We start from the raw sequence: 24141 nt of genomic DNA, 5'->3' as shown, positions 1-24141 counted from the left end.
CTATTTAGAATAGGAACGGAAAGGCCTTATCTAATGTTGTTAATTCTGGTTCTGATTTTGTCTCCTCTACATCAGAAATTTCAATCAATAAATTAATATCAGATAATGTCATTCCATATATTTCTGGAAGTTTATAACCACTTTTTGTTAAACTTTTGAGTAGTTTCTTCATACTCTGATAAGCTTCTAATGTGGTTATTGGTTTTCCTTTTTTTCTTCATCATTTTTACCGCCTAAGCACTCAATATATATATCTTCAGCTGCAGATTTATCTTTAATTTCTAATCCATTTATAAATTCTTCTACCGTAAATTGTTTTTCAAATACATCTGACATAAACTCGGCCCAATTTTTTTGATTCTCAGCAATATCTTCAATGTTTCGGTCTTCTTTTTTGAGATACTTTTCTTGTTTCAAACTAAATTGGAGGGCTAAAATATGCTCTTTAATAAAAAATTGTTTCTTATCGAATTTTTTTGTTTTTCCATTAATAATTAGTTTAATTTCTGCCATAGTTTCTATTCCCCCTGAAATATTAAGTAAAAAGGGTTAGTCAATTATGACTAACCCTTAAGCAATTTATTTATTATCCTTCTACTGAAGCAGTTGGAAATACCATAGTTTTGAACGCGTCAAGCTCAAACTCAGGATTATCTTCACGCCCAATATAAAGCATATCTCCATCTTCACTATCCCCGCGTGCAACGAATTGCCCGGTAGTTGAATCAGCAGTTGGAGCGGGTGCTCCAGTTTTCGTTGATAGAGAAGCACCTGGTACACTGAATTTCCCTTTTAACAAACCAAACCATACTGATTTACCATCATCCATACGTGTACGGAACATGCAGGCAATATCATTGGGAGTTAAATTTTTATTATATTTTTCTACTCCATTCTCTACAGTGATTCCGTAAAAATCAGTCCTAGCATCAGAAGTTAAATCGTAAATACCTAACTCCAATGATAGATCTGTAATACCACCTGAAACAACTACATAAGGACCATCATCTGCCATGATTGTTACTAGCTCGTTAGTAATATTAATATTTGCAGTTTCTAATCCAGTCGCTTTTTTAGTAGCTCCTTCAATTACATCATCTACTATTTTCCCATATTCGAACGCACTCAAACCAAATTTAACTTTTCCCATTATTTATACCTCTTTCTATTTTTAGTTTTCTAAATCAAAATTAAAGACCCTATACTTCCTCACGTTCATAATGAGGTCAATATCAGGGTCTTTATATCTATCTGAGTCGTAATGACTATGATTATTTCCTTTCATAATCCTGTCTATTAATCGTTTAATTTTTAAAGAGTCGCTAGCACTTTTACACCAAAAATCTATCTGAATTGTTTGATTTTCCGCTATGTTTTCATCATCCATAAATAAAGCAGGATCCTCATCAATTGGATTTATTCTTATAAATGGAGCAACTTCTTTTTTTATAAAAATATCTGGAATAGTATACGTAAAAATTCCTTGTTTAATGACATTAGTTGAATCGATTTTTTTTCCTCTAATTTCATCCATTGCCAAGTTTAATTCTTCGTTATCAACTAAAAATCGATAAGCTCTTGCTTCTGCTAACATTATAATTTCAACCCCTTTATAATGCTGTCTTCATAGATCTTTAACACTTCTGTTGTTGATTGTTTGATTGTTTTTTCAACAAAATTTTGTGGCCTTTGATAGACCGTTCCTGTATTTGGGTATTTAACACGGAAACCAACACTTCTCTTGAATCCTATATCCTTTTCAATCAATCCTTGATTAGCACCTTTAAATCCTGTAACTATTACACTTGAAGAAAGTACGCCTGTTTCTTCAGGCGTATTTTCTTTTAGATTTTTCGCAAATAATTCTGCGCCATCATTTACTGCTTTTCGTGCGGCCCTCTTATTTTGAACTTCTAGTTTTAACAAGTTAGAAAGCAATTCATTTGTACCAGTAGTCATTCTGTCATCACCGCGCTTATCATTGAAAAGTCTTTTTTCATGTAATCTGTTTCAACATCAATGATTTGGTAAGTGTCTCCTCTAAAATCAATTAACATACTAGTATCAACTGTTTCCTTTTGCCTATAACGAATATTGAAGCTTATTGTTCTCTTACGTTTTTGAATACCTTCTCCAAATTCTTGACTGCTCCGACTTTTAAACTCTTTTACAGTTGCTTTTTGAACTTCTGCCCAACAGCTAAATAAATCGGTGCGTTTATTGTCTATTGTTTCCCCGTCATCATTTTGACCAGGAGTCTCTTTAAAAATTGTGATACGCTCGTTCATATTAGTAGTTCTCACTAATGCCACCAACTTCCACTACGTCGTTCTTGTACCTCAGCTGATGAATAATGTTAAGAACTCCATTTGCTAATGGATAACGATCTGTATCAGATGTAATTCCTCGGTGCTCATATTCTTCTTTAACTTGTTTTTTTACGGCAAGCCTGAATCTAGGATCATCACTATAAGTTACAGGGTCTGAACCAGTTTCAATGGCATCGGATATTTGCAACTTTACAACTTCCAAGAATTCTATTATCAAATCATCTTCAAAATTTTGGTCGATTTTGCAATAAAGCTTTATCGATTGGAGTTCATCCATAACCATCCATTATCCCTCCAATAAGGAAACGAGAGTCGCTTTGTTGTCCGTAGACTTGTAAGCAATCCCTCGTTCATCTAACTTTTCTTTTAATTGCAAGACAGTCAGGCTGTTATAGTCTACTGTCGCCACATTGTTTAGTGGCGCTATTACTCCCCCACTGGAGCAGTATATGTTAAGAAGAAACCAGCATTTTCATCAGCAACTTTCACATCAAACCGTGTAACAGCTTGTAAATATTGTCCGTAAATTTCATTGTCTGCCCAACGCAATCCTAAGTTTTTACGATCAGCGAATAAAATAGCTCTCTTCATGTCTCCAACCCAGGCATGAGCAGTTCCTTCAGCGCCAAATGCCAAGTCATTAACAACAAATAATGTTTTTCCGCTGAATACTTTACCTGTTGGGCTGATGATTGAATCTTGCAGCATATAACGTCCATTAGAATCTTTTACAGTATCCATGTATTGGTAGAAAGATTGAGAAACAACATAAGCAATGTTATAAGCAGGGTCTAAAGCAACGTTTTGAATTGCTTTCAAATCATCTAATCCAATTACTGTTTTTGGAGCAAAAGTTTTCATCACCGTTGCAACTGCATCGTTTGTTGTATTTAATTTGATTTCCTCAGAATGTTCTTTTACGATAGCAACCAAATCTACATCTGCATCATCAATTGATTCTTGTGATAAAGGAATAGCACCACGATAAGTTAATACAGACCAATCAACATCATCAAACTCAGGTTTAGCTAAAGCCGGATTTTTTTCTAATTCAGCGACGCTGACCATTTTTGTTGTAGCTTTTTTCAGTACTGGGTATGATCCTTTACCTTTTTTAGCAGGAATCACGCGAGTGAATTGTTTTAAATCTACAACAGTGTTAACTTCTTTTGTTGGTGTGTATAAAATATCATCTGATGTGATAGAAGTTGTATTAGTTTTCTTTACACCATCAGCAGTTGGCACAATTTCATTTCTGATAACGTTATAAGGAACTACAATTTCATCTTTCCCTTCAATTTTCAGACCCTTAACATCTTGTCCTTTTGAACGGATGAAGTTATTAACTGCATCACGGTAATCAATTTCTTCATCATTTTTCACTGGTTTTGATTTTCCTGAAGCTTCAACTGTGTTAGTTTCTAAAACTGATTGATAAAGATCTAGTTCAGATTCTAATTGAGCAAAGGTAGACTTATTTTCTTCACGTTTATTTTTGATATCTTTTGCAGCTTCCAAATCATTTCCTTCTAATTTAGCTTTGATTTCCTCAGCTTGTGTGTTGATGTTTACTGTTAAACCTTCCATTTTTGCTTGAATTTCTTTAATTTTTTCATTGAACATTTATTGTTCCTCCTAATTTTGGGTATAAAAATAGACATTCGATTTTATCGAAGGCCTTATTTCAAACTATTTTGAATTTCTTCTAGCAATAATTCATTCTTCATCTGATTTATCGCTTCTAAATTGTCATTTGGTTTTTCTTCTTTTTCTTTAGCCATGATAGTACGAATTTTTGCAATAGTTCCACTTGATAAAAGTCCGCTGCCTACACTGGCAACTAATTGCATTGAATCTTCTTGGAACATTATTTCATCTGCAAATCCTTTTTCTACTGCAGATTTTGCATCCATTGTAGTCTCTTTATCCATTAAATCAGTCAGTTCTTCTTCTGATAATTTTGTTTTATCCATATATGCATTCCTTATTGCTTTGTTTGCTGCAATAATTGATTCTGCCGCACTACCCATATCTCTATGATCCCCTACTGCAAGTCTTTGTCCATTATGGATCATTATTCTTGCTGTTGGTGAGATTTTAATTTTATTTGCAGCCATAATAATAACTGAAGCTGCACTTGCCGCCATTCCAACAACTTTAGCTGTCACTTCACCTTCATACTCTCTAAGTGCAGTATAAATTTCACTTCCAGCATCTACTATTCCACCTGGTGAATTAATAATTAATTCTATTTCTTCTCCATTTATCGGGATATTATCGGTGATGTCTTTGGGACATGTTGCTTCTATCTCAAACCAGTCGTACATACTTTTTTGACTGTTATCGATAATAGGACCTTTCACATTAATCTTTACCACTATTTTCATCACCACCTTTCAATGATCCTTTGTGTGACTGGTTATCTTGGTATTCTTCTGCTTTATCTGACCAAACATAGTTCAAACTGGCTTTTCTTCTAGTCATATTTAGATCGTCAGATTTAGCTTTGCCTAATTCGCTTAAGCTTTCGTTACCATCATAGATACCTCCATTATAAAGTCTCACAATATCCTCTACAGAAAGACCAGTTACAGAACGAGTATCAAATATAAGCTGAAATATCTTTCTATCTGAATCTGTAAAGCACTTCAATGCTATCTCACTTGTGATTGCGTCAAAATAATATGGTAAATCATTTTTAATATAGTCTTCGTTCAATTGCTTAACAGATTGATTAGGACTGTTGACAGCTAACTTATAAGCTGGTATCCGCAAACATTTAGCGATTTGAGCAGTTGAATAATTGTTAGAGTTGATTAACTGTAAAACATTTGTATCAATTTCTAAAGGCGTGTAGTCTATCGTGTCATCTAAAACAATAGGACTTCCTCCAGTAGCATTTTCCCTTGTGTAATCAAACTCTTCTCGTGCTTTTTTACGTGCTTCTTTACCTAATTGAGCGCCTTTCAACTTTAAAATACCGCTAGAAAAACCACTCTTAAAGAACCTAGTAAGTGTATCTACACCAGATTCTTGCAATGCAATTTCTTCTCCTAGTGACAGAAGTGGTGATCGACCACTAATTGTATCGTGAGTAAAAAACTTCCAATGAATAACATCTTCTTCTTTACACTGTATAGTTTTACCTGTTATAGAATCTGTGAACGTATAAAGCAGTGTGTGATTTTCAAATTCTTCTACCATTGTTTCCGATGGCCTATAAAAAATATATTGTAGTACTTTTCCAGAAATCGGATTACGTAATATTCTAGAATATGAATTACCAGTCAAAATTGTATTTATAGTCATTGCAAATTTCCAAGAACGTGCTGTAGCATTCGAAGTAGATCTTACGTTTAGCAGATAATTTATATCTTCATCAGGAATAAAATTCCCTTCAAAATCTTTTTTGATAATTGGAAATCGCGCTATATCTCCTGCGATAATTGAAACAGCAGTTAATACATCACTATTTTTTAGTGCGGTCAAACCAACATACTGCGGTTGTGTATTACCAGCAAACACTGATTCAATGTAATCGTCATAGCTTACTGTACTAAGAGATTTAAAATATGCCATATCTTATCTTCTCCCCCCTTTCTAGGTCGTTTTAATCATCGTGATGCATCAATCAACTTGCTTATTAACACTAGAGAAGTACCTAATGCCAAATATCCTGATATTTCACTATACAAAAAAGCCGCTACCACAATAAATGCGACACCGACAAATAAAAATATTGTATGGATGTTAAGAAGAAGAAATTTCAAGATGCTTTTCACTTTTTTCAACAACCTCAAAACTCCTTTCAATAACCAATACTTTTTGAATACCAGTTTTTTCTTGTGATTCTGTGCGAATAGAATCTTTTGTTTCCTTTTTCATTGGAGCAACATCTACAGCACATACCAATAATTCAAGACTTTCAATATATGTTAAATTGAACATTTAATTGCCTCCTAAAAACCAAAGTCATCACTCATGACGTAATCATCATCAATGGTGTAGTTGTTTAACAACGTATAACAGATAGCAAATGCATCAAGCAAAGCATCTATAGGATCAATCTTATTGCTGTTTTTATCCTTATCAATTCTTAATCCATTATTATCTGATTTAGTGACCGCATTGTTAATTGCTGCAGTCAATAATTCATTGCCGTTATGTTTCATTTTCCCATTCATAACATCGTCTCTTAGTTGTTTTGTAGGCATGGATAAAGTCATTGTTCCTTGACGTACTTCTGCCATTGGCCATTCTGGGCGATACTTCTCAATCATTGTTAGAATATGACCAAATTGATAAGGATCATATGCAATTACTTTTACATTTAATTCATGGTTGAACACAAAGTTTTCTAGCCAATCATAAACAGCATCATAATCAATAACGCCACTCTCTAATGCAGTTATTTCACATTCGCCCTTTTCTGATAAACGAATATAATCTACACCGTCACGTTTGATTTTGGTATCTAGCCCATATTTAGTTGCAATAAAAGAATAACTATCGGAATACCAGTAACCATCCATCCTAACTAACCAACTAATAGACATAAGGTCACTTGAACGGCCTACATCAACACCAAACCAAGTATCTTTACCTGTAATATCTGGAGCTTTCTCTACAAAACCAGTCTGCCATTGATTACCAGACATATAGGATTCTTCACTAGCTTGCCGCCACATATTGAAATTTTTAATCAATATCTTGTTTAGTTCGCCAGTTTCTTTACCAACACGCAATCTTTTTCTAAGATAGGTCATTACTTTATTGTAAAGAGATTCAACTTCTAAAATAGGATTACTCTTTATCCAGGTTTTCTCATCTTCTACTTCTTTTTCTGAATCCTGTTCAGCAATAAAAGCAAAATACTCTTCATCCTCTATTTCTCCATTTAATATCTTATCTGCTCGTGGATACTCTATAGTATGCATTGGAGCATTCAAGTTATTACCTGCAGTAGAAATGATTAAGATTAATGGATTATCTAGTTGTCCTTGACCTGATTCAAGTAGTTCAATCATTTCTGTAGTTTTAGAAGCAGCATACTCATCTAGTATTCCAAGATAAGGTTCAAAACCATCGACCGCTCCTGTTTCTTTTGAAAGAGGCATTACATATGATTCGTCGTCTAAGTTTTTTAGTTCTTCACGAACTCGCTTAGTCATTTTCCGTATGTCTTCATACTTTCCTCGTAACGCATCTAGTTGTTTCCTTGCCATTTCAAAAGCAATCTTTGCTTGCTTCTTATCATTTGCTGTACAAAATATCTGTCTACTAAACGCTGGATTTTGACCAAACAACAATTCATAAAGAATGATACCAGCGACCAATATTGTTTTACCTGACTTACGAGCCATGCTAATAAATGCTTTTTTAAATCTCCTTAGTGACTGATCCTTCTTATGTTTCCATCCATAGATATTTCCAATAATGAATTTTTGGAATAATGCTAATGGGTAAGGTTCTCCTGTTTTAACATCGGGAAGTATTTCTAAAAACCCTACTACCTTTTTAGGGTGATCAGGTACATATGTGAATGGAAAGCTATCATCCGACATCTTCAACAAGTCTCTCAAATGTCTCCGACTTGCTTTTATAACTTTTAAACTTGCTAAAAGCTTTCCATCTAAAACCATTCTTGCATATAGATAAGTGGGATCCCTTAAACTTTTAGGAATGTCATTATAATTAATTTCTGTTTCTAACACATACACATGCTCCTTTTAAGATTTATTTGACAAATAATTTTTAACGTCCTCTATAGATTCTTTAGTAAAGCCTAAATCGTAACTTATAGTGATTATTCCGTTTTTAATATCTTGAAAATCTTGAACAAACTCTTTCTTATTAATTTCTAACATTGGAGCAATATCTAAAAACTCTTTTGTGATCATTCCTACTTCATTAATTGCAACAATATTAAAATGGTAAAAGATCAATGTTTGAATTTTCAAATCAATTTCTCGAGATATTTTTTTTGCTTCTTCATCAATATTTCCTCTAAAGTTCATTTCTTCATCTCCTATCCAAACATGTCCTTAAGAGTTTGTTTCTTTTCTTCTTTTTGCGGTACATGAATTCTCATCCGACTATCAACATTTAATCCTAAGTTGCTGGCACATCTTATTAAATTGCTACTTGCATCATTCATAACTCCAACAGCAGGGTTCTTTTTGGACTTATCAATGTAATTAACTAATTCTCTTTGACAATTCCCATTACTGTCCTCTGATTCATTCATGTAACTAGCAGTCATAAAAATACCATTTTCATTCACATCTTTTTCAGCTTCTCGGTAAAGTGAGTACCATGTACAATACAATTCTAAAGTTGCTCTATCCAAGTTTTTTACAGGGAGGGTACTAAGACCTTCCCATACTCTTTCATACTCGTACCTAGCAATAGGATTTAGGTGTCGAGGAGCTGACTTTTGTAATTCATCCAAACCGCCTGAAGCTTGTTCCTGCAACTTTTTTCGTTCTGCAATCTCATTTTTTGTAAAGTTCTTTTTATTGTTTTCAACGACTTTGAATTTCCGTCCAGACATCCTTTTCCACCTCCTTAAAAATCTTCAAAAAGGGAATTTTGGTCACGGAAAGGAGCAGCGTTATTTTTAAAACCAAAAACCATGGCCGTTAAAAAGAAAAGGGGGTACTTGTCCCCAATTTCGCCCCATATACGTTAAAATTCCCCACTTTGAAAATAGATATTTTATAGATTATATTTCTTTTTATCTTCTTTTGTCTTGATTGCATGACAATCAAAGCATAATGGTTGAGTATTGGACCACTCAAGCCTCTTAGACCAGTCCACTCTTACTGGTATGATGTGGTCAGCAAGCGTTGCATCTCCCTCACATCTACGACACACATAGTATTCCTCGTTAAGTGTTTGCTTACTTAAGTTCTTCCAAGCTCTTGAGTTATAGAACTTGATGATCTCTGGTTGATACTTATACCTTGTCTTATTGTAGTCGCTGTACTCTTCCTTACGGGAATCATGATCAACCAACACTCTGCGTCCATTGACTACTACTAAGCGCTGGGGCTTCATTGTGCTACCTTATCTAGGTAGGCAGTTAACAGAGCACGTTGTACTTGAAGTACACCCTCAACTCCTAATGAATCTATATCAATGTTAAACTTATCCGCAAGCATCTTCTTATTAGCACCTTCATGCAGTATTGCTCTCATAGTGCTGAATAACAATGCAGCAACTTCATCAGTAGTTAATCCATACATAGAGAAGATAGATAAGAATAGATCTTGCAGTTGATCTAAGTCTTTCTCTTCGCGGATAGACTTCAACAGCTCTAGGTATTCATGCTGAGTTGGTTGTTTCTTATTAGGCTTAGTTTGTTTCGGCTTACGATCTTGTGGTTGTTTCATACCACTACCTCCTTTCACTTAAATATAAATAGTCCATTTGCATCTTAGAAGCAAAAAGACACTCACATAAGTGAATGTCCTTTAACATATGAATAGGATATTGCGGAATCGAACCGCAACGTTTGAATCTCGTAGCCTTTTATCCTACTTGCTCAAGAGAGACATATCGAATAATTAAATGGAATAATGTGATTTCCTACGCTCTCTTAACGATACAATTATACCACCTCATTCATGGAGAACTCGGGCGAACTCGGGCATCTTTTGATGATTGTCTATCAAACTCTACAATAATCTCACATCTCCAACGGTACAAAGTCTTTACATCTACGTTCAACTTAGCAGCGCAACGCTTAGGATGACCTCTATAGTGGCCCTTCCTGTTTATGTAGAACTCCATCATAGCTTCTTGTAGGTGCTCAGGAAGCACAGCAAAGGTTCTTTCAATCGTTTGTCCAATCATAACGTACTCATTTAGATCATCATTCTCATCAATTTTAATTAGTGTTCTCAATGCCCCATCCGTATCTCCTCCAGATGATTTACCTCCACCAACATTACCATCATTCAGTTGATAAGGATGACGAATAGATAACTCTATCAACTTTGCTTCTTTTAAATACCATTTGTATTTAGATAGTTTAACCTCAAGCTCTTTGAATTTGTCAGTCAATACAGTCACCTCTTATTTTTTAGTTTCATATACTGCTCTTGATTCATCAATATCCCTAAGACGTGCTGCTTACTTGCAAATGCTTTGTGTCCAATTGATTCTGCTTCTTGATAGTGATCATTGCATAGGCACATCAATTCATGTCTACCTTCTACTTTCTTTGCTCCTGTAGTGCTTACCTGATAAACCATACCCGGCTTCCAACAAACAGCACACTTTCTTTCGTATAAACATTTAATCAATTGATGCTTAAGGTCCTCAGCTAACTCAACTGGAGGATCAGATAAAGGTACGCCGTATTCTAAACAGAAATTTAAAAGGAAAGTAATGAATTCACTTGCTATAGTTACTGTACAGCTACCTGTTAACTCACTGGTGCTGAAGTCATCAATTCCTTTCAAATCGCAGAATATCAATTTCATATCTTCTTTAATCGATTCAACATCATAAGTATTTTTTATCCCGCTTGTGCTCTTCACTATGTCGGATAAAATAGCATGTATCTTCTTTCTTTGTTGAGCAGTGATGATTCGGTTGTCAAATAATGTAAACTCACCATACAGCTCTCCTATTCCGTTCGTATAACGTTCTAATTGATAACCAATAATAGATTCATCTAGAGTTATCATAATTTCTTGTTGGCCTTCTTTGTTAAATCGAGTAGCTGTTACTTTAGCTAGGATGTTCTTTGCATTTTCCACTTTCGTTTCCATTACCTGCACCTCACTTTAAAACGGTAAATCATCATCACTCACATCAATTGGCTGCCCTGATTGTTCAAATGGATCCCTGTTACTTGATGCATCAATATTAGTTGATTGATTCGATTTTGGTTCATCGCCATATTTATTATTAGAATAACTATTAGATTGATTATTAGTTTGATTAGATGATTGTTGATTATAATCCTTGTTCTTTGCTTCAAGTACAGAGAATGAACCAAGTACGACTTCTGTTACATATACCCTTTGTCCTTGTTGATTGTCATAGCTTCTTGATTGAATAGTACCTTCAATTCCAACTAAAGAACCTTTATGTGTGAAGTTTGCCATATTTTCGGCTGCTTTGCGCCATATAACACAATTGATGAAGTCTGCATCACGCTTGCCCTCTTGATTAGTGAAGGCTCTGTTTACTGCCATAGTAAAGGTTGCTACTGCTGTTCCATTTGATGTGTACCTTAAGTCTAAATCTTTTGTTAATCTTCCAACTAATACCACATTATTAATCATTTATGTCCTCCTACTTTTACGTTTCTTTTTGCTTCCTAGTTAATTACTGCTTCACTATTCAAGACTATTTAAAACCAGACCCTTCATATTCAGCAAAGTACTCATTTATGTACTTACCACAATCAACGCAATAGAGGTAACGTTTCTCACCTTAGATGTTATGAAACAATCCTGCCTCTTGGACAAACCATTGCGTATTTTTATGTTTACAGAAGTATTGACCAATTTTTCCTTTTAAATTTATACCTATTGCTTGGGCTGCTTCTTTTTCATTTATCATTCATCCCCACCCCATCCTTCATCTTTATTTATTAAATCTAATTGCCATTTATAACCATGAGCTAGGTTTTGTGATTCAACTAATTCATTTCTGACATCATCTAATTCAATTACTTTTTTCTCTAAAGCATACTCACTCGAGTTTATAACAAAGGTTTGGCGCGTATTTTCTATTAAAAGGTAAATAATTGACCCCAGCATTATTATTACAAGCATTGCTGGGAGTATAGAGAATAAACTGTTTATGACTTTTTTTTTCATCAATTAGCCTCCAGGAATTCGATTAACTCTCTTGCTGCATCTTCAGTTAATTCGGTTTTATATTCTTCATTATCAAAGAATTTAACGAGTACTTGACGTGTTTTTGGTTGTTCAATTGAGTGATTTTCATTGGATACCTCTTCTGCAAATGCCCAGTAACGTTCATCAATCGCTTTGATTTCTTTTTCAGTGAATAAATAAACATCAGGGTATTCATTTTCTATGAATTCTTTTTCACTCCAATCGATTGAATAATTTCCGCCTTCTTCATCATTCTTTTCTAAATACATTTCTCTACTACTTCTTATTGCTTTAGCAAATTTAACTCTATACAGCTTCTCTGGTTCTGGTTCAATGGTATGACCATCAAACTGCGGAATCACTGGTATTTTTGGTTCGTCTAATTGGTCGATTATATCTAGGACGATATTATATACATCTTCTGCATATAATTCTCTAGCCATATTTCTTTCTTTTTTCACAACGGTTTTCAACCATTCTTTATCCTTTTTCATTTTATTTCTCCTCCAATTCAGCAACCCGGTGTCTCACTTCTGCAAACATTGACCCTAATTGCATTAAAGCTCGAACTGGAGCTTGTTCAATAGATATCTCCCATTGTTTTAAACATTTTTTCAAAAATTCTTTTTCTGTTTCTTCTCCAGTAAAGTTAACAAATTCCATTTATTTACCCTCCTTACCTTTTACAAATCTTTTAGCAAATCTTAACTGTTGATGGATATATGGATCATCTTCTTTACCACCTGGAGCCATCCAGTCCATGCATCGTTGATTAACATCTTTTAATACTTCAAGAGGTAGCAAATGAGCTATACTTGCTATTTCTTCTAATGCTGTCATTTTGATTCCTCCTAAAATAAATTAATCTGTTTAACATCCATGTCATAAATTAGGTCAATCCATTCGAAAATTGTTTACTTGCTGCGCGTAGTATGATTACATTTTTCTATCTGTGTTGAACGAATGAACAGTTTTTTATGCTGTCCATCATCAAACTTTACATCCCATCCATATTGTCGACGTTCCATACTGTTTGCCAAATCTACAACTTTAAGTATTTCTTCATAGCTGTATGTTTGTTTTTTATCATTGACTAAAATGTTTTTAGCATCGCCAATTTTTTGCGTTTTAAATGTCCAATTTTCATTAAGTAGTACTGTATCGAAATTATGATTCATTCCTCATCATCCTCCAATAGAGTGGCTACCATTCGATTTCCTTTATTCCTTTTTTTATGTGTTTGAGAAGCATAGAAATAAATAGTTTTAGAATCGACGTGCAATTCTTCACCACATTCTTTTGCAGTCCCCATTGTTAGTAGGTCTTCCCCTTTGTATACCGCATATTGTTTCATCAATTTTTCCAGTTCATATTAGCTTTGTACTCCCACTCAAACCCACCACTAGTTTTTTGTTTCTTTTTTGCCGCTGCAGTAATAGTACTTGGGTTTATTCCTAATGCTTTTGCAGCTTCTCTAATTGATGCATATTCATTGATGACTAAACCATTTTTGATTTGTAAAACACTTTTACGCATATGAGCGTTATCTCTTTTTATAGGTTCTATTTTCGTAAACTCTTCACCTGAATACTTCCATCTGTAACCCATTGATGAATTGGATAATTTTCTTAAACAATGGCCTATTCCTGATTTTGGTTTATCAAAATGATTGTTTGCTGCAGTAATCGATTCAAAAGAACCAATATATGTACCATCCATGGTCCATTGTTCAACCCGTCTTTTTGATATAATTTTTACTTTCTCTTTCGAAATAGAGTGGTGATTAGCAGTTTGATTTGGTTTAGTATGCGTTCTTTTTAAAAGTTTTTTATAAATCTTTATTTTTTTACCATCTTTGCTCATATTTTTAAATTGAACGACCGTCTTTTCTCTTTTACCAATTTCAACTACAGCACTTAAATCATAAATAATATCAATTTTTGCTTTGAACGTTCCTTTCGAGGTAGTACATTCTACTACGTCGCCTACAGTAACGTCAGCTACTTCAATTTTTCTATCAACATTTATATGTGTATTTTGCATTGGCCATCCTCCTGATAATCAATTTATGGTATTCCATATAGCATGTTTAAATACTTTGATTTCGCCTTTTGGTGTGATTCTAAAATAATCTGTCGATCCAAATTCGTTTTTAGCATCCATTTGAAGCTCATCATCAATTGCATAAGATGTTACCGGAGTATAGATATTAAGTATTAGATGATCTGTTAGCGTCTCTTTCATTTCTTTTACTGATAAAACCATTATTCTATCTCCTTCAGCTACATCAATTAATTCAATTCCTTCTTGTTTGATTTATAAATAAAATTGATGGTACCATTTTCAAATTTCACTTTGTATTCTTGTAAATCACTTTCTTTTAAGTGTTTACGACCATATAGTTCTTTCATATCTCGCCAATTGACCCAAGGTACGCGATAGAAATTTTTGAAGTTAAAGCTCACCAGGATAAAGCAAACAGCTCCGAATTTGTCGTAACTTCTCAGATTATCAATTTGTTCTATGGAAAGTCGTCCATAAGGCAATGTTGCTGTATCTGTATGTTTTGCTTCAAACATGACTGATTTACCGCCCATCAGGATGCCTTTGTAATCTGCTTGTGCTTGTTTTACAAAGACTGCGATAAATTTACCTGGTTGATTTGGTACTTGTCTTAATGGCTTCATTGGCTCAGGTGTCTTTTGAATATCTGCTATTCCTAATCTTCTATAACGTTCTAATGCTGCATCAATGTATGATTCGAATGCGGCTCCTTTTGCTTTTGATTGACGGCCTTTTATGACTCGTTTAGGATTTTTGAATTTAGTTAATGCTGCATGGGCCGTTGGATCCGGATAATGTTTTGCATTGAATCTATCTATACTCATTTGATTACCTCTCAATTTCTAAGATTTTTTTGATTTAATTATTCTTACAAGGATCAAGTTGTGTGTTTTACAATAATCATCTTCAAGTATTCTTGTGAAGTGGTGGACTGCGCCATCTAAAGAGCAATAATAAACATATTTCATGGTTATCTATTGCCTGCAATAGGACTTTTAAAACTTTGAATTTTCTTTAAGCGTTCCTCAAATTCTTTTTTATCTTCTTCACTCATCGGAGTCTCTTTAATTTTTTTATTTTCATCTTTTGCCCAATCAGGTAATGTTTCTTTTCTTAATGGTGCTTTGTTAAATTTATTTATAGATACTGCTTTCTTAGCTTGAACCTCAGCTTCACGTTTCTTTTCTAAAGCATCAATATCTTCAATTGATTTAACACCTTTGACTTCCCAGTTTTTTAAGATTGTATTTACATATGCGTATTTTCTAACTCCTTGATCGCTTGCAACTTCAATTGCTTTAACAATGATTGATTCATTACCTTCAAAGTCTGTTACCCAATGTTCTAATTTCTCAATTGTCAAAGGTGGAATCATACCAAATCCGGTTTGTTCCCAGGTAGTGATGAAATTTGGCTGTTTTTCTGAAGCGGGTTGTTGTTGTTTATTTATAGAACTGTTATTAATAGAACTGTTATTATTAAGACTGTTATTATTAGTCACGTCATTATCCATGCATGGGCTATCCATCGTTGGGTTATCCATGCATGGGTTTTGACGTGTTGGTTCAACCATCACGTCATTTTGAAGTGTTGGTTGATAATTAATAACACTATTAATCGTATACACATTACTACCCCAAGCACCTTTATTAGTGCGTTCTCGCTTAACTTCAATGTACCCTTTTTCAATCAAAACCTTCTTGTGCTTATGAAATCTGTTCTCCCCTATATCTAGGTCTGAACAAATTAAACTTACACTTGGAAATGCTGATGATCCGTTACCTGCATAAGAGCTTATGTAAGCATATATAGCCTTTGCTTCTACAGTTAGGTCCTTATCCTTCATGACTAGTTTAGGTATGATTCCATAACCTAGAGATAGCACTCCTTCAGTTCTTAGTTTGTCTTCCATTTTTATTTCCTCCTTTTAAATTAACCAAACTAAAATCAAAATTACTAAGCTAAAAAGTGATCCTAATGCGAATAAGCCGTACCAAAACTTGCTTACTTCATCTACTTCTTCTGTACCCCAAAAGTACATGTTGCTTGCGATAATCAGCTTTTTAATGATCTGCATGTTCATTCGATTCCCACCCTTTGTCAATAGTTTCTAATATTTCTTCTGCTAGCTGTACTTGTTGACTTTTATACTCTTTATTTGAGAAGGCCATTCTATGAATTTGAACGACCTTCATACATGTGCTTTCTACTTTTAGCAAAGTGCCTAACATCTTTTGTTCTGACTTTAGTAAAAAGTTATTTGCTTGTTTGATTTTATCCGTTTGTTTGCTCATATTAGGTTCCTTTCAAACTGAATATTTAATACCTCTTTTTTTGCCCGCCCGGCAGTTAATTAAATTTAGTGTTTTTTCGAATCCACTCTTCTACTTGCCTTTTTGGATACCGTCTACCGTTCTTTCCAAACTCAACGAAAGGAAAACCTTTCTTGTATAAAAAGAACTCATCAGCGGTTTTGGTATCACATTTAAGGATTCTTTCACATAAATCTTTCTTAGTTAGCAACTCATCATCACTGTATTTAGTTTCAATTGAATTTTTAATTTGAGGTAATGACACTTCCAAGAACTTACTAGCCATCCATTCAAAGAATTTGTTGGTAGACATGGAATCAAATTGAATTTGCATATCATCCCTCCTCTGGTTTATCTTCAGTTCTAAATTCATCTAAACTAATTTCTAATGCATCTGCTATCTTACAAACTGTGCTGAATCTTAAATCATTTGCTCTTCCACTCTTTAGTTCGTAAAGAGTATTTTGAGCAATATTAGCCTTTTTTGTCAGTTCATAAATAGTTAAATTTTTTTCTTTTATATGATTGTCTATTTTTTCCCACAAATTCATAGTTCTACCTCCAAAAACCACTATATATAGTGGTCACTTTATTGATTACTACAATATAATGTGGTATATTGTTTTTGTAAGGAACGTCTTCGCCAAAATTGATTCCTTCCAATATATTTAAAATCAAAATGAAAAGTGGTGAATAAAATTATGGGAAAGAACCAACATGTAGTACCTGATCCTAATGGTGGTTGGAATGTTCGAGGTGAAAATAACTCTAAAGCCACAAAACATACTGAAACTAAAGCTGAAGCTGTAAATCAAGCTAGAGAAATCAGTAAAAATCAAAACTCTGAATTACTTATACATGGTAAAAACGGACAAATTCAAAGTAGAGATAGTTACGGCAATGATCCATTTCCACCAAAAGGATAGTGCTATATTTAAGCAAAAACTTAATGAAAGGAGATTTTAATTCATGGTTCAAGTTCCTTATGTTGAAAGTACAGGTACGGTTTCTGTAAAAGTCCATTTAAAGAATGCTGCAGATGTTTTTTTAGTAAATCAATCTAATTTCCAAAAATATAAATCTGGTCAACGTTTTCAATATTCTGGTGGTCATTACACTCAGACCCCTGTTGTTATTACTGCAAATGGCATTGGCAGATTTTATTTAGTTGTTAAAAATGGTGGTGAATATCGCTACAGCTTCTTTTAAATTTGAAAGGCTACTAACGAAAGTTAGTTAGTCTTTTTTAATTTCTGCGTTATCCTCCATGTATGAATAAACTTTTTGCATCAGTTCTTTTGTATTAGTAATTGTCAATCCATTTTCCTTTACTAATTCAATTATGTTCTCGATCAACACATTATCTACATTTGTTGTAACTACTTTTTTCTCCATTTAAATGCCCTCCTTTGCTATTGGAAAGGCCTCTACATTTTCTAAGTTATGGATAAGCATCCTTGTTGCTGTTGAAGGATCCCAATTATCAATCAAGTCCATCACATCATCAAAATGCTTTTCTCTTAATTGGGACCTTGTTCTTACTCCAGATACCTCAGCTACCGCTTTATTCAAATCTTTATAAAGTAAAGCTGCTTGCTCTCTATTCATGGTCCAATTTCTTTCCTTACCTACTTGTCTAACCTTTTGAGAAATACGTCTACCAATGTAGTTGTACTTACCTGGATCAATTGATACATTTTCTTCCAAATTTACAACTCTATTTTTAACGTCTTCCACTTCTTCTTTATTCTGCGTTGTTGCTTCAAACATTAATTTCAAAGCTATGAATGGATCTTTTGGAATTTGAATCTGATTACTTTTAATGTGATCTTCCATTTGATCAAATGCATCAATATAATCTGATTTAAAAGTCAATGCTTTTTTACCGTTATATCCCATTGCCAAAAGCACAAAACCTTTTCTGTTCATGTAGTAAACTTTTCTATCACGATTGTAATAATCTGGTTCTAAACCTTCAAAAAACATAAGTCCAAAATTGGGCATATCTTTTTCCAATTCTCTTATATCTCTCATGACATGTTTATGGTCTTTTTCAAAATCTTCAGCAATTTTTACTGAAGTAGTTACCGCTTTGTGGTTCTTCATAATTACTAAATTATTCATGCTATTTTCCTTTCTCTATTTTTATTTACTGCTCCTAGTTACTTACAATAACTTGAAGCATTTTTTTATTTTTTGAAATTTTACTGCTACTTTTCTTACCTGAATTTATTTTTTGTATAACTTTAAGTTGACTTAGAGTTAAAAAAAATATGATCTTTAGAAATGTCGTAGATTTGACTAAATGCATCTGCATATTTAATAGGAGTTTCTTCGGGTTTTTTTTCAAAATAAGCCACACGTTGTCTGGTGACTTTCTCATTTAATATGTCATCAAGCTTTTCTGCAGTTTCTTTTTGGGTTAGCTTTGCATTAATCCTTGCAGCTTCCAAAGTTATTCTCAGCATTATTATCACCTCCATATATATAATAATAATATAACTTACAGTTATAGTCAACAACTTTATATAACTTCTTTTTAACTTTTTGTTGTAATATTAACACTTTGGGTTATACTAATCATATATTATAATTCTTACAAGGGGCGACAATATGACTAACGAAATAGAAACTAAAATACCACAACAAATCACCTTGCTGCGTTCAAGATTTGGATGGACGCAGCAAGAATTAGCGGATAGAATTGGGTTTTCTAAACAGACCATCTCTAACTGGGAAACGGGATTAAAAGTACCACGTATGGGTGCTATTCAAAGAATGTCTGATTTATTTGGTGTTTCTATAAGTTTTATTATCGATGGAGATGATATTACTCCAGATTGGGCAGATGAAAACGATATTTTGGATCTAAAAGAAATGCTAGAAAATAATGTTAATATGGCTTATGGAGGCGAAGAATTAACTGACGAAGAAAAACAAAGAGTGAAAGATGTTTTAACAGGTATATTTTGGGAGAAAAATAAACAAAGAAAGGATAAATAATTTATGGATCACCGATATGCACAAATTATCAAAGAGTTATACTTAAAATGTGGTTCATATAATCCCTTTGTTATATCCAACGCTTTAAATATTGAAATTAAATACGTCCCTTTTGGAAAAAGTCCCCTTGGTCAAGTTGCTTATGTATATGAATCGCCAATTATACTTCTAAACGAATATTTGAGCGAAAGTAACGAAAGATTTTTTGTATGCGCTCACGAGTTATATCATGCTTTAGAACACACATCCTTATCCAGTTATTACATTTCAAATAGGGTTGCTAAAAGTAAAATGGAATCGGAAGCTAATTCTTTTGCTACATTTATTTTGTTTAATGAATTCATAGAAATCAATTCATCTCTGCCTGCATCATTTGATGAACTCAAAAATTCTTATGGTTTTCCTGAAAGTTCTAAAATGATATTAGGTATATGAAGCAAAATAAGATTTATTTACGCTTAAAAAAATTTCAATACATAGTAATTAGGAGGAATTAAAATGACGAAGTTTAAATTATTGGCTATAGTTGGTTTGAGTGGTGTTTTTTTAGTTGCATGTGGTGTGGATAATTCAGAGGAAGCTGCACAGAAAACATCAATTGCAACATTAGTTGAAACTACAAGTTCGGTAGAAACAGACCCTAATTTAGTAATTGATGGACCTTTGTTAAAAGTTGGACAGTACATAAATGATGAATCCTATGGAAAATTACAACTCGAAAAAATAGCTAGTCCTGGTAATCAAGTAGAAGTTGCTACTGGAGTTTTTGTAACGGTTAGTGAAATAAAAATTATAAACTTCACCAACATTCCGGAAATTGCACAAGAAGATGCTAGTATTTCATATGGGTTTGAAGGAAATCAAGGTTATGACTTACAAGTGGTTTATTCTATCGAAAATAAAAATGATTTTGAAGTAAGTAATACTATTATTGATAAAATTGTTTTATCTGATGGGGAACAAATTTCAAAAGAATCTTATACAGAAGATGAAGAATTTTATCTTGAGGCAGGTAGCAAAGCATCTGATCAGTTATCACATTTCTCTATCCCTCATGCTAATGTTGATTCTATTAAATTTTATTTTGAAATAGCAAATGCTGAGTCGTATGCTCCTTTAGAATCTGAACCAATAGAAGTAAGTTTTAAATAAATTAAACATAAATATTTTCATGATATTAATATTTTAAACAAAAGGAGTGATCATATGCCTGATAAAAAAATAATACCTTTTGACATAACAAAAAAATACAAAACTTATGATGACTTATCAAATGATGATTATCGCGAAGTAGGCGGTATTGTTGCACCCTTTTTTGATTCTATATATGTAGATAAGTATGATAATACTATAGGTAAAACTAAGTCTGGCATAGAAGTATTAATACCTACAAGTAAAAAATAGGCAGAATAAAATTCTGAATCTAATTAGGTTAATTATTGCATGTCGTTTTATTACATGAATAAGAAAATATATTCAGAATAAAAAAAGAACACTCCCCTACTTTCGACGGTTAGTTATGTGTCCAATACTAAGAAAACTTCATACAGTTAAATATTTAAGAAAATACCTTTATCAATATTTAATTGCTTTAAATAATAAAATAATCAGTAGAAAATATTCTTTAATTAGTAGATTTTTTTATTAAACATCGATATGTCAACATTATTTCAATATTTTAATCGGTAGAAATAAAAACGCTAAGGGGTTATAACATGTCTGAAGAAAGAAAATTTTCATTAAAAAAAGAAGGAAAACATATTGAATATAAAGAAGGGAAAAACGCCTTACCTAAAGATTTTTGGGAGACATACTCCGCCTTTGCGAATACAGATGGAGGCATCGTAGTTTTAGGTATAGCAGAAGGAGAAAGAGGGCATTTCGAAATTATAGGCGTTAATAATGAAGATAAGATTTTATCAGAACTATTTACAAGTTTAAATAATAAACAAAAAGTAAACTTTAACTGCATAAATGAAGATAACGTTAATGTTAAAATTTTCAATGGTAAAAAAGTAATTGAAATAGTTGTTCCACAAGCCCCTCAGAATAAGAAACCTATATACATTAACCAAAATATAAAGAAAACATATATGCGCGAATACGAAACTGATCGACATGCATCTGAAGAGGAATTAAAATATATGATTAGAAATTCTAAAGATGACCTTGATAATGAGTTGCTGGACAACTATGGTATAAAAGATCTAAGTAGAACTTCAATTGAAGAATATAGAAGAATATTAATTGGAGAAGATGAAAATTCGCGTTTTATTGAAATGCCTATTGAAGACTTACTAATTGAAGTAGGTGCCTATAAAAAAGATAGAAATAGTTCTTCAGGAGAATACAAATTGTCTGTAGGTGGGTTGTTATTTTTTGGGAAATATAATTCCATAACAGATTTAATACCCCATTTTCATTTAGATTACCAAAATAAAGCTATGTCTAGTGATAGATGGATTGATAGAGTTGCTACAGGTGACCCTTCCTACCCTAATATAAATGTTTTCGATTTCTTTAGAATTGTACTTCAAAAATTAAAGATAACACTTTCTGAAGAGTTTCATCTAGATAGCGATTTATCAAGATCAAGCGTAACTAGTGATTTTGAAATAGCGCTACGAGAAAGTTTAGCAAATGCTCTAATTCACGCTGATTACAATCACAATGAGGCTATAAAAATTGAAACATATGAAGGATACTATCTATTCTCTAATCCAGGTAATATGAAAATTTCTATTGAAGAATTTGTACGAGGTGGTGATTCAAAACCAAGAAATAATACTATTGTTACCTTATTTAGACGAGTAGGCTTATGCGAGAGAGCTGGTTCTGGTGGTCCTAAGATATTTCAAGCAGCTCAAAAAAACAAATTAAAGCTCCCTGATATAAAAATAGATCCTTATAAAACAACTATACGATTATGGAAACTTGATATAGCAGATTCTCATCCCAATCTAGGTGAAAATGAAAAGAAAATTTTAAGATTCGTACTTAAAAATTTACTGTCTGTTTCAAGTTCACAGATACGAGAAAATTTAGATATTTCAAAATATTACTTTGATCAAGCTATCAAAACATTAATAGAAAATGATTTAATTGAACAAGACGGAAAAGGTAGATCAACTAAATATTCACTTAAGCAGTCTACATCAGAATATATTGCTCAACTGCAACATGCATACAAACAATTAGAAGAGTATTATGTAAATAAATAAAAAAAGCACCACTCTCCCCGACCAAAGTTTGAGTGGTGCAAAGATTATGAGCCTCTACTAAAGGTCTTTTTGTCTTAAATTTATATTAGCATAAAAAAGAAGTTGAAACCATCCTCTTTTTGTAAGCCCCGCCCGGCGATCGAAAGGAGAATAAAAATGGTAAAAACTATTAAAACAAAACATCAAAATATTTTTAGATACGAAACAAAAAAAGGAATTAAATATCAAATACGCTTCAGTACTTTAATAAATGGAGAAAAGAAAGAATTCTCAAAAGCTGGTTTAAATAGTATAACAGAAGCAAAGTCATTTTATAATGATTGGATTTATAAAATTGAAAATGATTTATTAGATGATTTAAGGTCTATCAAAAAGTTTACCTTGAACGAATATTACGAAAAAATGAAAGAGTTTAAATTAGCAGCATCTCTTTGGAACGCTAATACGCTAGAAACAAACGACTATAGGTTCAATAAAGTAGTTGAACCATTTGGAAATAAAAAGCTATCTGAAATCACAAGAATTGATTACCAAAACTGGATCAATGATCAATATAAAGAACATGATTATAGTCAGGAAACAATATCTGGATTTCATAGAGTCTTTATGTCTGTATTAAATGATGCAGTCGCTGAAGATTACTTAGATAAAAATAGGTTACTCAAGGTCAACTTAAAAAAAGAGAGCTATACTCCTAAGAAAAAAATCGTAAATATTGAAGATTACTATACGTTCATGGAGACTGCTAGAAAAATTCTTTCTAAAGACAAATATACTATGATTTATCTGGGAACTTATGGCGCACGACGTGGTGAAATATATGGGATAAAATTAAACGCCATTCACTTCTTTGAAAGAGATGGTGTTGAAATTGCTCAAGTTGATCTATTTACTTCTAGAACCAAGAAATACAAAGAAGGTAATAAACCTAAATCTGAAAAGGGCGAACGAATAATCATAGTAGATTCATATGGATCCTTGTTGTTGAAGACTCAAATTGATTACGCTAAAGAAATTAAGAGAAATTTGAATACTATAATGCATCAAGATGACTTTATTTTTATTGATGCAGAAACAGGTAAGCCTGTCCACATGGATAAAATGAATGATGCAATGAAAATCGTAGCAAAAAAGTGTGGTATTAAGATGCACCCACATATGCTTAGACATTTATTCGCTAGTGCTTCAGATATCGTTGGAGTTGAAGGAGAATCGCTTAGGGATTTTATGGGCCATGAAGATGAAGCAATGACGAAACATTACACTCACGCTACTAAAGAATCTGCTATTAAAGTAATGGAGCAAACTTCTTCAATATTACACCCAAATAGATATTAATTTTCTAAGTCGG

At 33.0% G+C, this 24141-nt stretch carries 46 protein-coding genes; 8 read left to right on the top strand and 38 right to left on the bottom strand.

Annotation, left to right across the window (positions count from 1 at the left end; all coding sequences use genetic code 11):
- Positions 1 to 4 precede the first annotated feature (4 nt).
- The 35 genes from J7E16_RS05770 to J7E16_RS05605 all read right to left on the bottom strand — a co-directional run bounded on the left by J7E16_RS05770 (position 5) and on the right by J7E16_RS05605 (position 17117).
- Positions 5 to 172 carry a hypothetical protein gene (locus J7E16_RS05770; RefSeq protein WP_214889752.1) on the bottom strand — a complete coding sequence of 56 codons (168 nt, stop codon included), beginning with the start codon at positions 170 to 172 and terminating at the stop codon, positions 5 to 7.
- Positions 173 to 195: 23 nt separating this feature from the next.
- Positions 196 to 513 (bottom strand): phage tail assembly chaperone G, encoded by a 318-nt coding sequence (gpG, locus tag J7E16_RS05765; protein ID WP_214889749.1) that lies wholly within the window; start codon positions 511 to 513, stop codon positions 196 to 198.
- A gap of 73 nt (positions 514 to 586) precedes the next feature.
- Positions 587 to 1150, bottom strand: a complete 564-nt coding sequence (locus J7E16_RS05760; RefSeq protein WP_214889747.1) for a major tail protein — start codon at positions 1148 to 1150, stop codon at positions 587 to 589.
- 21 nt (positions 1151 to 1171) lie between these two features.
- Positions 1172 to 1594, bottom strand: coding sequence for a hypothetical protein (locus tag J7E16_RS05755; protein WP_214889745.1), 423 nt, complete (start codon positions 1592 to 1594; stop codon positions 1172 to 1174).
- Positions 1594 to 1959: an HK97-gp10 family putative phage morphogenesis protein gene (locus J7E16_RS05750; protein WP_214889743.1), complete on the bottom strand. Its 366-nt coding sequence runs from the start codon at positions 1957 to 1959 to the stop codon at positions 1594 to 1596. Before J7E16_RS05750 ends, J7E16_RS05755 begins: the two co-directional genes overlap by 1 nt.
- Positions 1956 to 2303 (bottom strand): phage head closure protein, encoded by a 348-nt coding sequence (locus J7E16_RS05745; RefSeq protein ID WP_214889741.1) that lies wholly within the window; start codon positions 2301 to 2303, stop codon positions 1956 to 1958. The genes J7E16_RS05750 and J7E16_RS05745 overlap by 4 nt, the downstream gene beginning before the upstream one ends.
- Positions 2290 to 2613: a head-tail connector protein gene (locus J7E16_RS05740; RefSeq protein ID WP_214889738.1), complete on the bottom strand. Its 324-nt coding sequence runs from the start codon at positions 2611 to 2613 to the stop codon at positions 2290 to 2292. The genes J7E16_RS05745 and J7E16_RS05740 overlap by 14 nt, the downstream gene beginning before the upstream one ends.
- A 3-nt stretch (positions 2614 to 2616) precedes the next feature.
- Positions 2617 to 2739, bottom strand: coding sequence for a HeH/LEM domain-containing protein (locus tag J7E16_RS05735; protein WP_214889735.1), 123 nt, complete (start codon positions 2737 to 2739; stop codon positions 2617 to 2619).
- A gap of 17 nt (positions 2740 to 2756) precedes the next feature.
- On the bottom strand, positions 2757 to 3953 hold the full coding sequence (locus J7E16_RS05730; protein WP_214889732.1) for a phage major capsid protein: 1197 nt from the start codon (positions 3951 to 3953) through the stop codon (positions 2757 to 2759).
- Positions 3954 to 4009: 56 nt separating this feature from the next.
- Positions 4010 to 4708 (bottom strand): head maturation protease, ClpP-related, encoded by a 699-nt coding sequence (locus J7E16_RS05725; RefSeq protein ID WP_214889729.1) that lies wholly within the window; start codon positions 4706 to 4708, stop codon positions 4010 to 4012.
- Complete coding sequence (locus tag J7E16_RS05720; RefSeq protein ID WP_214889725.1) at positions 4695 to 5909, bottom strand: phage portal protein; 1215 nt, start codon at positions 5907 to 5909, stop codon at positions 4695 to 4697. The genes J7E16_RS05725 and J7E16_RS05720 overlap by 14 nt, the downstream gene beginning before the upstream one ends.
- A 171-nt stretch (positions 5910 to 6080) precedes the next feature.
- Positions 6081 to 6278, bottom strand: coding sequence for a hypothetical protein (locus tag J7E16_RS05715; RefSeq protein ID WP_214889722.1), 198 nt, complete (start codon positions 6276 to 6278; stop codon positions 6081 to 6083).
- Between the two features lie 11 nt (positions 6279 to 6289).
- Positions 6290 to 7972, bottom strand: a complete 1683-nt coding sequence (locus tag J7E16_RS05710) for a terminase large subunit (protein ID WP_214889879.1) — start codon at positions 7970 to 7972, stop codon at positions 6290 to 6292.
- Between the two features lie 87 nt (positions 7973 to 8059).
- A complete protein-coding gene (locus J7E16_RS05705; RefSeq protein WP_214889720.1) occupies positions 8060 to 8347 on the bottom strand; it encodes a hypothetical protein in 288 nt (95 codons plus the stop codon).
- An 11-nt stretch (positions 8348 to 8358) separates the two neighbouring features.
- Positions 8359 to 8883: a phage terminase small subunit P27 family gene (locus J7E16_RS05700; protein ID WP_214889718.1), complete on the bottom strand. Its 525-nt coding sequence runs from the start codon at positions 8881 to 8883 to the stop codon at positions 8359 to 8361.
- 164 nt (positions 8884 to 9047) lie between these two features.
- Positions 9048 to 9389: an HNH endonuclease gene (locus J7E16_RS05695; protein WP_214889716.1), complete on the bottom strand. Its 342-nt coding sequence runs from the start codon at positions 9387 to 9389 to the stop codon at positions 9048 to 9050.
- Entirely contained in the window at positions 9386 to 9724 is a 339-nt protein-coding gene (locus tag J7E16_RS05690; protein WP_214889714.1) for a hypothetical protein, read from the bottom strand. Before J7E16_RS05690 ends, J7E16_RS05695 begins: the two co-directional genes overlap by 4 nt.
- Before the next feature lie 232 nt (positions 9725 to 9956).
- Positions 9957 to 10397 (bottom strand): hypothetical protein, encoded by a 441-nt coding sequence (locus J7E16_RS05685; RefSeq protein WP_214889712.1) that lies wholly within the window; start codon positions 10395 to 10397, stop codon positions 9957 to 9959.
- Positions 10398 to 10402: 5 nt separating this feature from the next.
- Positions 10403 to 11110, bottom strand: a complete 708-nt coding sequence (locus J7E16_RS05680) for a putative HNHc nuclease (RefSeq protein ID WP_214889710.1) — start codon at positions 11108 to 11110, stop codon at positions 10403 to 10405.
- A gap of 15 nt (positions 11111 to 11125) precedes the next feature.
- The gene (gene ssb, locus J7E16_RS05675; RefSeq protein WP_214889707.1) at positions 11126 to 11629 is read right to left on the bottom strand and encodes a single-stranded DNA-binding protein; all 504 of its coding nucleotides are present in this window, start codon (positions 11627 to 11629) and stop codon (positions 11126 to 11128) included.
- A gap of 151 nt (positions 11630 to 11780) precedes the next feature.
- Positions 11781 to 11909 (bottom strand): hypothetical protein, encoded by a 129-nt coding sequence (locus J7E16_RS11510; protein WP_285439377.1) that lies wholly within the window; start codon positions 11907 to 11909, stop codon positions 11781 to 11783.
- Positions 11906 to 12169 (bottom strand): hypothetical protein, encoded by a 264-nt coding sequence (locus J7E16_RS05670; RefSeq protein ID WP_214889705.1) that lies wholly within the window; start codon positions 12167 to 12169, stop codon positions 11906 to 11908. The genes J7E16_RS11510 and J7E16_RS05670 overlap by 4 nt, the downstream gene beginning before the upstream one ends.
- Positions 12169 to 12684, bottom strand: coding sequence for a DUF1642 domain-containing protein (locus J7E16_RS05665; RefSeq protein ID WP_214889703.1), 516 nt, complete (start codon positions 12682 to 12684; stop codon positions 12169 to 12171). Before J7E16_RS05665 ends, J7E16_RS05670 begins: the two co-directional genes overlap by 1 nt.
- 1 nt (position 12685) lies before the next feature.
- Positions 12686 to 12853, bottom strand: a complete 168-nt coding sequence (locus J7E16_RS05660) for a hypothetical protein (RefSeq protein ID WP_214889701.1) — start codon at positions 12851 to 12853, stop codon at positions 12686 to 12688.
- On the bottom strand, positions 12854 to 13030 hold the full coding sequence (locus J7E16_RS05655) for a DUF6877 family protein (protein ID WP_214889700.1): 177 nt from the start codon (positions 13028 to 13030) through the stop codon (positions 12854 to 12856).
- 74 nt (positions 13031 to 13104) lie between these two features.
- Complete coding sequence (locus tag J7E16_RS05650) at positions 13105 to 13368, bottom strand: hypothetical protein (protein ID WP_214889699.1); 264 nt, start codon at positions 13366 to 13368, stop codon at positions 13105 to 13107.
- Positions 13365 to 13544: a hypothetical protein gene (locus J7E16_RS05645; protein ID WP_214889697.1), complete on the bottom strand. Its 180-nt coding sequence runs from the start codon at positions 13542 to 13544 to the stop codon at positions 13365 to 13367. The genes J7E16_RS05650 and J7E16_RS05645 overlap by 4 nt, the downstream gene beginning before the upstream one ends.
- The gene (locus J7E16_RS05640) at positions 13544 to 14233 is read right to left on the bottom strand and encodes an NUMOD1 domain-containing DNA-binding protein (protein WP_214889695.1); all 690 of its coding nucleotides are present in this window, start codon (positions 14231 to 14233) and stop codon (positions 13544 to 13546) included. The genes J7E16_RS05645 and J7E16_RS05640 overlap by 1 nt, the downstream gene beginning before the upstream one ends.
- Before the next feature lie 18 nt (positions 14234 to 14251).
- Entirely contained in the window at positions 14252 to 14455 is a 204-nt protein-coding gene (locus J7E16_RS05635; RefSeq protein ID WP_214889693.1) for a hypothetical protein, read from the bottom strand.
- A 26-nt stretch (positions 14456 to 14481) separates the two neighbouring features.
- Positions 14482 to 15078, bottom strand: a complete 597-nt coding sequence (locus J7E16_RS05630; RefSeq protein ID WP_214889691.1) for a Holliday junction resolvase RecU — start codon at positions 15076 to 15078, stop codon at positions 14482 to 14484.
- 146 nt (positions 15079 to 15224) lie between these two features.
- Positions 15225 to 16166, bottom strand: coding sequence for a DnaD domain protein (locus tag J7E16_RS05625; RefSeq protein ID WP_214889690.1), 942 nt, complete (start codon positions 16164 to 16166; stop codon positions 15225 to 15227).
- A 15-nt stretch (positions 16167 to 16181) separates the two neighbouring features.
- On the bottom strand, positions 16182 to 16337 hold the full coding sequence (locus J7E16_RS05620; RefSeq protein ID WP_214889688.1) for a hypothetical protein: 156 nt from the start codon (positions 16335 to 16337) through the stop codon (positions 16182 to 16184).
- Positions 16318 to 16548 carry a hypothetical protein gene (locus tag J7E16_RS05615; protein WP_214889686.1) on the bottom strand — a complete coding sequence of 77 codons (231 nt, stop codon included), beginning with the start codon at positions 16546 to 16548 and terminating at the stop codon, positions 16318 to 16320. The genes J7E16_RS05620 and J7E16_RS05615 overlap by 20 nt, the downstream gene beginning before the upstream one ends.
- A 55-nt stretch (positions 16549 to 16603) precedes the next feature.
- Positions 16604 to 16900 carry a hypothetical protein gene (locus J7E16_RS05610; protein WP_214889685.1) on the bottom strand — a complete coding sequence of 99 codons (297 nt, stop codon included), beginning with the start codon at positions 16898 to 16900 and terminating at the stop codon, positions 16604 to 16606.
- A 1-nt stretch (position 16901) separates the two neighbouring features.
- Positions 16902 to 17117: a helix-turn-helix domain-containing protein gene (locus tag J7E16_RS05605; RefSeq protein ID WP_502756790.1), complete on the bottom strand. Its 216-nt coding sequence runs from the start codon at positions 17115 to 17117 to the stop codon at positions 16902 to 16904.
- A 150-nt stretch (positions 17118 to 17267) separates the two neighbouring features.
- Between J7E16_RS05605 and J7E16_RS05600 the strand changes: the two genes are divergently transcribed.
- Positions 17268 to 17492: a DUF2188 domain-containing protein gene (locus tag J7E16_RS05600; protein WP_214889684.1), complete on the top strand. Its 225-nt coding sequence runs from the start codon at positions 17268 to 17270 to the stop codon at positions 17490 to 17492.
- A gap of 43 nt (positions 17493 to 17535) precedes the next feature.
- Positions 17536 to 17775: a DUF1883 domain-containing protein gene (locus J7E16_RS05595; RefSeq protein ID WP_214889683.1), complete on the top strand. Its 240-nt coding sequence runs from the start codon at positions 17536 to 17538 to the stop codon at positions 17773 to 17775.
- Between the two features lie 27 nt (positions 17776 to 17802).
- Here the strand turns inward: J7E16_RS05595 and J7E16_RS05590 are convergent, their stop codons facing one another.
- From J7E16_RS05590 to J7E16_RS05580, 3 genes are all read right to left on the bottom strand, one after another.
- Complete coding sequence (locus J7E16_RS05590; protein WP_214889682.1) at positions 17803 to 17961, bottom strand: hypothetical protein; 159 nt, start codon at positions 17959 to 17961, stop codon at positions 17803 to 17805.
- Positions 17962 to 18690: a Rha family transcriptional regulator gene (locus J7E16_RS05585; RefSeq protein ID WP_214889680.1), complete on the bottom strand. Its 729-nt coding sequence runs from the start codon at positions 18688 to 18690 to the stop codon at positions 17962 to 17964.
- Positions 18691 to 18812: 122 nt separating this feature from the next.
- Complete coding sequence (locus J7E16_RS05580; protein WP_214889677.1) at positions 18813 to 19034, bottom strand: XRE family transcriptional regulator; 222 nt, start codon at positions 19032 to 19034, stop codon at positions 18813 to 18815.
- 145 nt (positions 19035 to 19179) lie between these two features.
- Here J7E16_RS05580 and J7E16_RS05575 point away from each other — a divergent pair, with 145 nt between their 5' ends.
- From J7E16_RS05575 to J7E16_RS05550, 6 genes are all read left to right on the top strand, one after another.
- Complete coding sequence (locus J7E16_RS05575; RefSeq protein WP_214889674.1) at positions 19180 to 19569, top strand: helix-turn-helix domain-containing protein; 390 nt, start codon at positions 19180 to 19182, stop codon at positions 19567 to 19569.
- Positions 19570 to 19572: 3 nt separating this feature from the next.
- Positions 19573 to 20004 carry an ImmA/IrrE family metallo-endopeptidase gene (locus J7E16_RS05570; protein WP_214889671.1) on the top strand — a complete coding sequence of 144 codons (432 nt, stop codon included), beginning with the start codon at positions 19573 to 19575 and terminating at the stop codon, positions 20002 to 20004.
- A gap of 63 nt (positions 20005 to 20067) precedes the next feature.
- Positions 20068 to 20721 carry a hypothetical protein gene (locus tag J7E16_RS05565; RefSeq protein WP_214889669.1) on the top strand — a complete coding sequence of 218 codons (654 nt, stop codon included), beginning with the start codon at positions 20068 to 20070 and terminating at the stop codon, positions 20719 to 20721.
- A gap of 54 nt (positions 20722 to 20775) precedes the next feature.
- Complete coding sequence (locus J7E16_RS05560; protein WP_214889667.1) at positions 20776 to 20973, top strand: hypothetical protein; 198 nt, start codon at positions 20776 to 20778, stop codon at positions 20971 to 20973.
- Positions 20974 to 21284: 311 nt separating this feature from the next.
- Complete coding sequence (locus J7E16_RS05555) at positions 21285 to 22790, top strand: DUF8451 domain-containing protein (protein ID WP_214889665.1); 1506 nt, start codon at positions 21285 to 21287, stop codon at positions 22788 to 22790.
- A gap of 156 nt (positions 22791 to 22946) precedes the next feature.
- On the top strand, positions 22947 to 24128 hold the full coding sequence (locus J7E16_RS05550; RefSeq protein WP_214889662.1) for a tyrosine-type recombinase/integrase: 1182 nt from the start codon (positions 22947 to 22949) through the stop codon (positions 24126 to 24128).
- The last annotated feature ends 13 nt before the right edge of the window (positions 24129 to 24141 follow it).

This window comes from Carnobacterium sp. ISL-102, assembly GCF_018612935.1.
Lineage (GTDB): Bacteria > Bacillota > Bacilli > Lactobacillales > Carnobacteriaceae > Carnobacterium_B > Carnobacterium_B alterfunditum.
Note: the sequence above shows the minus strand (reverse complement) of the source record. Positions and strands in the feature narration are given on the sequence as shown.